The following is a 7934-nucleotide window of genomic DNA, read 5'->3' as shown; positions in this document are numbered from 1 at the left end:
TCTGGTTCGCTGAGCATATGAACTCGATTAGTGCGAACTAGTTCGAGATAATGACTGTAGTTTGCTAACTCTGGTGAATCAGACAACCTCGAGAAGAAATTCTCAGAGACTTTCGACAGTTCCAATTTCAGAAAGAGGAGATCGCTTTCGAGCTGCGACTCAAGTTCGTCGATCTTGCGGATTAGCTTCTGTATTGCCGGCACAGCCGGTGTTACTGAGTGACTCAGATATGCGAACATCGACGGCTTTGCAAATTTACTCAAAACATCTTCGATTCTTTCAAAAACCAGCTTTAGTTCGCTCGCTTCTATGCTCTCGTCGGCTATTCTTCTCTTGTATTCCTTTATCAGTTCTTCTTTTTCCAGAATCACGTATCGCAGGTGGTCAATCAGGGCCGGATCATCCGATGAAGAATAGAGCTTTGTCAGATCCCACTCAACAAATGGTTCTTCACTCAAATTCGTCAATACCTCCTTCTCCATACTCCAATATCAGTTCGCCAAAAGAGAGTTCGCGAAGAAGTCGGGACACTTCAATCCAGCAGGTGAAACTGTATGAGCGATATGTCATGAAATCCATGTTCGCGTAATCGAGGGACTCCACTTCATCGAGTCGCATCTCTTCTCTGCCAATCCATTCGCCAGTGACGGAGCAGACCATTCCTTCTTCCAACCAGTAAGGAAGTTGATACTTTCTCAGAGAGAGATGCGCCATTTCATGGGCAAGCGTCAGTGAGAGATTGGGTATCAAGCTTAGCGGCTGCACAATTATTGTCTCTCCTTCTGCTGCCGCCAGAAACCAGTAACCGATGCCGGAGAGTTCGGAAAACTCTCCGGCCGAAGAAGCAATCAGAAGAAGATACGTTCCACCAACTGACCTTCCAGTCAGTTTTTCAAGCGCGCTCCTGTAATCTTCAAGCTCAGGCATATCCCAAGACACATATGTGCCGGTAAAACAAAGAGCCGTCATTTGAAGAAGCAGTACGGTCGCTAGCATTAGTAGTTTCATTCAACAATCAATCTTACCGATTCCGTATTGGACCTAACATCTCCATCGTACATCGCCCATGCCTGGACGGCCGGGATAATGAACTCGCCTTTAGTTAGTATTCTCCAGTTGCTCTTTGTCACAAACTCTCCGCCATCTCTGAAGAAGAAAGAAATCCGATCGAACCTTGCATCTTTGAACGTGTAACCCCACCAATAGTAATCATAATAGTAGAATTTCGTGTATCCCAGAATGTCGGCCTCGAGGTTCTCTTCGACTGAAATTCCGGTGGATGGCAACATGTCTTCCAAAACCACATACGGAATGTCATCGGGAATCATGATGCGCACTTCAGAGATTATTGTTTCACCTACAGAGATTGGTTCGGGTATTCCCAATTTTATCGAGTGGATCTCTGCAGTCGCATCATCATAGTACCCGTATTCAAGCGTTCTGATGATTATCTCGCCATTGCTAATACCGAGAACATCACCTTCATAAATCCTCAATCCCAGGCCGTACTCTCCTAGCTTCAATTCCCCTTCCGTAATTGCGAGCTTCATCCCTTCGATGCTCTTTGATACGCTTATCTCAAGAGAACCAACTTCATCCGGAGTCAGCGTCTTTATTGAAGAGACCACGTAAGGAGAATCTATCTGGGGAGTGGTGAGGACGTGTGTATCGTCCATCGGAACGGGGAGCTTCCTCCTGAGAATTCGCTCGATAGTCAGACCAATGTTTTCAGCCTCGATCAATTCCATCTCAACCGTTGCCTCCCCGTTTATCGAGACAACCACCATATCCGTACTCTCGACTAACATGTTCTCTCCTGCAAAGGGAACTGTTATCGAATCGGCGACATCGCCCTCGAAAATCACCTCCCCACTCCCCGACATCACTTTCACTTCGGCCTCCTCGGAAAGCACATTGCTAACGGAAGAAAGAGAAAGAATGGCCATAGCAGTTGACGAGGTTCTGTACCAGTAGCTGCCGTTGCCCATTTTCAGCAGTCTCCTGGAGATCTCTGCAATCGTGGTAGAAGGCATTTCCAGATCGACAGATGCCTTCAAGAGCAAAGACAGAATCACAGTGTCGTCAAAGAAATAGCTGAAACTCTTCCCATGTATCGCATCATCTGCACTGAGATCCACATATTCCATTGCCTCTTCAATAAGAGCAGATGCTTTTTCCTTCATGTTCAGAGTTTCGTAGGAAAGTGCGGTCAAGACAATGGAAGCTACATCCCCTTTATAGTCAACAATAGAGCCTACAGGATCTCTTAGCTTCCTGCTGAAAAGCACTATTACGTACTGCAGGAAGGGATCAGGGTCTTCTTTGTTCAAGCTTTTCATCGCCGAGTATCCCATTGCTATTACATCTCGATTTATGTCGTAACCGTTCTCCGTAGCCAAATACAGACCCAGCATCACATAAGCGGTCATGAATGGAGTTGAACGATCATCCTTCCACCAACCCCAGCCACCATCGTAATGCTGAAAACCGTAGAGCCTCTCGAGTCCCTCCCCGACCACGACAGACACCTTCTTTACGAAAGGCTCGTCTGCGCCTTCAAGAAGCTTAGAGGCGGCCAGTGCAGGAAGAAGCCTGCTCATTGTCTGTTCCACACAACCATATGGATAGTCAACCAGGTATCTGATTGCTTCAAGAAGAATCGGATCGATTGTTGAGGAGATGGTGATCGTCCCTATGGAGTTTTCAGAAAATTCTAGAATCTTGTTACCATCGAGGAATTCCAGATTTCCAAACCGAAGATAAGTAAATCTTGGTTTCAAAGGTATTTCATACTCAACTCCATCGGACCCGCGACTCCCCTCAACAACGAATTTGACTTTCAGCTTCTCCTCTTTCTCCGAAGGCAGCAGATCGCGCAGCTCCACCTCGTAAGTGAAAGATCGACTTCCAAAGGCGTCTATTGTCGATCCCTTCTCTTCTATTACTTCTCCATCCAGATAGAATCCAGTTATCACGGGCATTCTGGAGTCAAGATTGTTCTTGACCGAGAAGACCAAATTAACCTTGTCACCCGCAATGAGAAACTCCGGAAGAAAGCTGCTGACAGTCATGGGCTTCCAGGTTTCAAAGCCTGATCTTTCGTAGCTGAAATCTCCGCCCAGTTCGGCAGCTAGAGCCCTGATTGTCCAGGTATCAAGATCTTCGGGCACAACAAAGGACAATTCTGCAACTCCATTTTCGTCAGTGAAGGTTCCAATTGACCAGAAAGCGCTGTCGCTGAAAAGTTTTCTTGCCTTTACGTCTGAAGTCAAGCTATCGGCTTCTTTCCCAAGATCGCCCATCCCGAGAGGGGCGCCTCCCGTTACCTTGGATTCAGCGGCAGGCGGCTGAGATTCCAGCAGGTCCCCAAGTTTGGCAATGGAGGGGTAGGCAGAATAGTATAGGTCATTGATGCTAACTGTGTTGAACCCTCTATTGAATGGACTGCCCAGAGACGCTTTCCACTGATCGTAGTCACCTTCAAATAGTGAAAGCATCGCCTGAGAAACCACTGCAACTGTAAGCCCTACGCTGGCTGGATTTCCTTCAGAATCGCTTACATGGACTTTCATGTTGACAGTATCTCCGGGTTCATATCTATCTTGGGTGAGCAAGCCTATTTTCAGGTCTTTCGAAGACGTCTTTACTCCTATCAGTTGTGACTGGACAATCTGGTAGTTCTTGTATCCGACAATGAAGAGCATGAAATTGTCGTATGCATAGTTCTCTGGGATTTCAATTTCTACAGTGTTCTTTCCCTCGGTCGAGCTGAACGGAAACTGTTTGAAATCGCCCGAGAAGTCTGCAATAATCCATAAATCCATGGGTGATGATGTGTAGAATGAGACCTTCGCCTTTGATCCAGGAACGGCAGACTCGACGGAGTCTATCAGTATGGATCCGTAGTAGTCATAATAACCGCTAGTGTAAACCGAATAGCTGTCCACTACTTCCGGCTCGCCCGAGGGCGATCCATTAATCTCAAAATAGACAACCGTGTCTGACGGTACGTCCCTCAGATCGATCAGCACCTCTGCCTTTCCTCCGCTATCGGTTGAAAGCTCTTCACTGAAGATGTTGATTTTCAGCTTCTTCTCAATCTGCTTGCCCTTGTCCATAAGTATAACGGGCTCTTCGTACCAGACCTTGACTTCGCAAGCTTTTGAAACTGGCGTATCGTCGTTCAGCTTCGTTTCAATTTTCACGACGGCCTCTATGTCCGTGAATCTGTAATCTACATAGAAATCGAAAGTGCCCTGCACAACCTTGAACTCAACCATGCTTCTTGATTGCATACCGGTATCGTCCGATACAGTGACAATTGCGTAATATGATCCGCTCTCAAGCCCATCGACATACCCGATCACCGTATTTCCCAAACCGTCAAGCCGTGCCGATCCGTTGTCAACATACTGATTTCCTTTGTAAATCGTGTAATCAACCTTGCCTAGAGAGACAGGGTCCCCAAAGTAATATTGAGACGAGACATTTATTGTGATGGGTTCTCCTTTTCTGAAGGCCCCGATCGTAGGTTCTGCTGTGGTGAAGAACGTGGGTTTCTTGTAGTCGGCAATCTGGAAGTAATAGTAGTCCTCGTTTTCCTCCCACCGTATGATAATCCTGTACGAACCTCTCGTTATCTCCGAGTAAGTTCGGAACGTCCCGCTTACGGAACCTAAGTCGTCAGGTTCCAGAACTTCACTGTAAACACCTCTATTCAAAGGATCAACTATCTCGACCTCGACTGAGTCAATTTCGGGTATTTCATAACCTGCCGGGGTAATTTCTCTTATGAATGACCTGAAGTTGACCACTTCTCCTGCTTTATATGCAGGACGATCGGTGAAAGTCAAACAAATGTCTTTCGATGAGAAGTAGTAATCATACTCTCCGGGTCTCCAGAGAATCGAACCCTCCGCTGACTGAACAAGAATTGCATCATCGACGGTGGGGAGGTAATTGAATGCAAATACTCCATCTTCTGTCCGACCTATTAGCTCGCCGTCTTTGAGTCTGTAAAGCGCAAAATTCTCAATAAACTCTGAATCATCTTTCTTCCAGAGTCTCAGCATTGCCCCGTCTTCGTGAGCAAGCAGCTGTGCTCCAACCATCCGATAGCTTGTCATGAGCTTCGTAGTGCCCGACTGTGATGAAACCACAATCAGTCTGAGGCCCTTGAGAGCTTCATCGGGAAAATGAACTCTCTGTTTCTCACTGACAGTCTGTCTCAATGCGTACAAAGGATCGCCTGAGATTCCAACGTCTCCTATTGTTATAGCACCGGTCAGATCTTGTTCATCAAGATCGTATATCTTGATGTCGATGTAGCTGTCTTTGCTGTCAGTGTAAACAGTGGGCAGATAATCGAGTGAATACAACTCGATGAAAGATGATTCAAGCTTGTATCCATACCGCTGAATTTGAAAAGCAATTGCCGTCAATCCAGTAAACAGAATAATCAGAAGAACCACTGAGGCCTTTCTCATCGCGTTCACCCTCCATTACTGTCGGGGTAGAAACTTGAAAGCGTATACCCCGAGATAGTTTTCGTTACTATGTATCGGTAACCACTGATAAGGCATTGTTCTCAGATAATCTTCCATTCTCCAGAGCTTCAGAACACCTGAATCATTTTCAGAAAGCGGTCCGGTATGATAAATCAGCCCGTCGCCAGTGTATATCATCGAATGAAAAGTTGATGGAGAGGGGTGGTGAAAAAAGATTATGTCTCCAGGTCTTGCGACGCTGAGATCCCTGCCCTTAAATACCATACTACTACGTACAAGGTTGTATGCATCGGCGAAGTAAGTGAACTCCCCGGTATTGCTTAAGAAAATCTTCCCTCTTAGTATTGGAATATCCGGATAGTTGTATTCTTTGACATCGGGAATGGTACGAAGGTCGATACCGGTTTTCTCGCGCCAGAGTTCATGATCGATTGCATTCTCCAAGAACCACTCTTCTTTGTGGCTTTTAAGAGCCTCTCTGGCTGCAAATCTTATCAACCCACTACAATCTCTTTCTTCATCGCTCCACCTGTTTGAGAACTCAATGACCTGATACGCTGAGATGTTCACGAACCACGCTCTAAAACTTTCGGCGTCCTCCAAATCCAGGACCAGTCTGTCAGGAAAGCGGTCAGAATCACTATCAACAAACTCTTCGAACTCAAGAGAAAGACTCTTTCGAGTTCTAAAGAGTCCCGAGAATGAAATTACTATTACGGCATCTTCATCATCAGCACAGAAAGTATAGACCGAAGTGTTGCTTTCGCTAGAGAACCGTTCAAGTGTAGCGCCTCTGGCGTATGAGAGAATCGGTCTCTCATAAGTCGAATCAGGCACTGAAATAGAGAAAGACTCACCTCGTCTGATGAGACTTCGATCAGCTTTTATTGCAGTGTAATCGCCTTTGAAATTCAGAAAAGTTGCAGAGATGGCAATAGTTGTTAGGGCAACCAAAAAAAGATAGACGATGTTGATCCTATTCAAAGAAATCTCCCCTCAGAAATACCCTTGACGCGACTTCGCATTTATAAGACTGAAGGCAGGGTTTTTGGTTCGAGAATTATCCCTGAATAGATAATCATTCCGATGCTGTGTCTTTCCATCTCGTCTAAGAATGGGAAATTGGCTTTGTTAATCTGTTATTATTAGATCAGAAGAGAACCGGGAGGTGACGATTTGCGAAAGAAAAGCGCTCTATTTACCGTAGTAGCTATAGTGTTTTTGATAATGCTTACTTCTGGTTGCACTGGGTACATACTTGTGAAGCCCGACACTGTGGTAGCAAGGCTGGAGCGAGAAATTAACAGAGCCCGAGAGGATTCGATTCTCGAGCTTTACAGCGATGAGGTGTGGATCGAAACCTCCGGCAGTCCTTCTGGAAGGATGCTTCCAAAGAAAAGCATAGCATTGTTCTACGCAGATTTTTTTGAACTCTACGATGACATAGATTTCTCGTTGAATGTGGAAGACGTCGTTAGAGGCTCAAGGGAAGCGACCATCACAGTCTCTTTTTCGCTCGAGTACTCACATGATGGGAAGAGCTTCCATGAAAGCGGAGAGAGCGTGATCTCTTTGAATGGCGTCGAGAGGCAGTGGAAAATAAGCGGAGAATACAACAATCCTATACTAAGCTTCTTCGAGCCGGCCAGTATGTGAGTCGCCGTAGAGAGTTATCGCTCGAGCCTCAATTTTCATCGGGCTTTTCAGCCCTCACCTTCATAATCGACCCGTCGACAAACCTTATTCCCAGCTTATGAATAGGATTCAGTCGTTGCTCGACAGGTCGGCGACGCCCAGAGCATTCTTAACGGCCGAGACAATCGATCCGCTCGATGCTGTTGCTCCAGTTACAAGATCAACTTCAAGGCTCTGAGCTTCAACGATTCTATCGGCAGTAGATTCGGCGCTCTTTGCATATCGATCCGTTCGGTTCTGAAGAATTCTTATGTCGATGATCTTTCCGCCGGCTATTTCGACTTCCAGACTGACATAACCTTCCCTTCCAGCATAAACACCGTCTGAAAAACTTCCAAATGGCTCTGTTGTTATTTGAATGGCTCTTTCTGGCCTCTTCGCCTGCCAATCGAACACCATCACGATCGTTGCTGCAGCCAGAACAATATAAAGCGAAACACTGATTGCGCACTTCATTTCCGCCTCCCGCACAATTGTTTGTACACAAGAATTATCTCTTTCTTCCTAACTGAGAAGATTTCCAGAATGAAGTATTCAGATTAACATAGTCGGATTTATCGCCTGAATTGAAGCATCCCAAAGGGTAGATCTTCAAGACTCTATACAGCAGCGGAATTGGAAGAAATGATTCCTATGATATCGTCAAACAACAGCTTTGTCGGGCCCTTACCCATCATAACGCTCTTATCTATCTTCTTCACTGAATGAATCACAGTCGAATGCTGTTTCCCT

General features: G+C 45.9%; 6 protein-coding genes. 1 reads left to right on the top strand and 5 read right to left on the bottom strand.

Going from position 1 to position 7934, the window contains the following annotated elements:
* The 4 genes from ENN47_10325 to ENN47_10310 all read right to left on the bottom strand — a co-directional run.
* Positions 1–482, bottom strand: a 482-nt coding sequence (locus ENN47_10325) for a peptidase M3 (GenBank protein ID HDP78556.1), incomplete at its 3' end; no start/stop codon positions are given.
* Complete coding sequence (locus tag ENN47_10320; protein ID HDP78555.1) at positions 451–1008, bottom strand: hypothetical protein; 558 nt, start codon at positions 1006–1008, stop codon at positions 451–453. The genes ENN47_10325 and ENN47_10320, both read right to left, overlap by 32 nt.
* Positions 1005–5486 carry an alpha-2-macroglobulin domain protein gene (locus ENN47_10315; GenBank protein HDP78554.1) on the bottom strand — a complete coding sequence of 1494 codons (4482 nt, stop codon included), beginning with the start codon at positions 5484–5486 and terminating at the stop codon, positions 1005–1007. Before ENN47_10315 ends, ENN47_10320 begins: the two co-directional genes overlap by 4 nt.
* Before the next feature lie 15 nt (positions 5487–5501).
* A complete protein-coding gene (locus tag ENN47_10310) occupies positions 5502–6491 on the bottom strand; it encodes a DUF1175 family protein (GenBank protein ID HDP78553.1) in 990 nt (329 codons plus the stop codon).
* A 192-nt stretch (positions 6492–6683) separates the two neighbouring features.
* Here ENN47_10310 and ENN47_10305 point away from each other — a divergent pair, with 192 nt between their 5' ends.
* Positions 6684–7163 carry a hypothetical protein gene (locus tag ENN47_10305; protein ID HDP78552.1) on the top strand — a complete coding sequence of 160 codons (480 nt, stop codon included), beginning with the start codon at positions 6684–6686 and terminating at the stop codon, positions 7161–7163.
* Between the two features lie 108 nt (positions 7164–7271).
* Here the strand turns inward: ENN47_10305 and ENN47_10300 are convergent, their stop codons facing one another.
* Positions 7272–7658 carry an FMN-binding protein gene (locus ENN47_10300; protein HDP78551.1) on the bottom strand — a complete coding sequence of 129 codons (387 nt, stop codon included), beginning with the start codon at positions 7656–7658 and terminating at the stop codon, positions 7272–7274.
* Between the last annotated feature and the right edge of the window lie 276 nt (positions 7659–7934).

The sequence above is a fragment of the Mesotoga infera genome (assembly GCA_011045915.1).
In the GTDB taxonomy this organism is placed as follows: Bacteria; Thermotogota; Thermotogae; order Petrotogales; family Kosmotogaceae; genus Mesotoga; species Mesotoga infera_D.
This window is presented reverse-complemented; position numbering and strand designations above follow the sequence as displayed.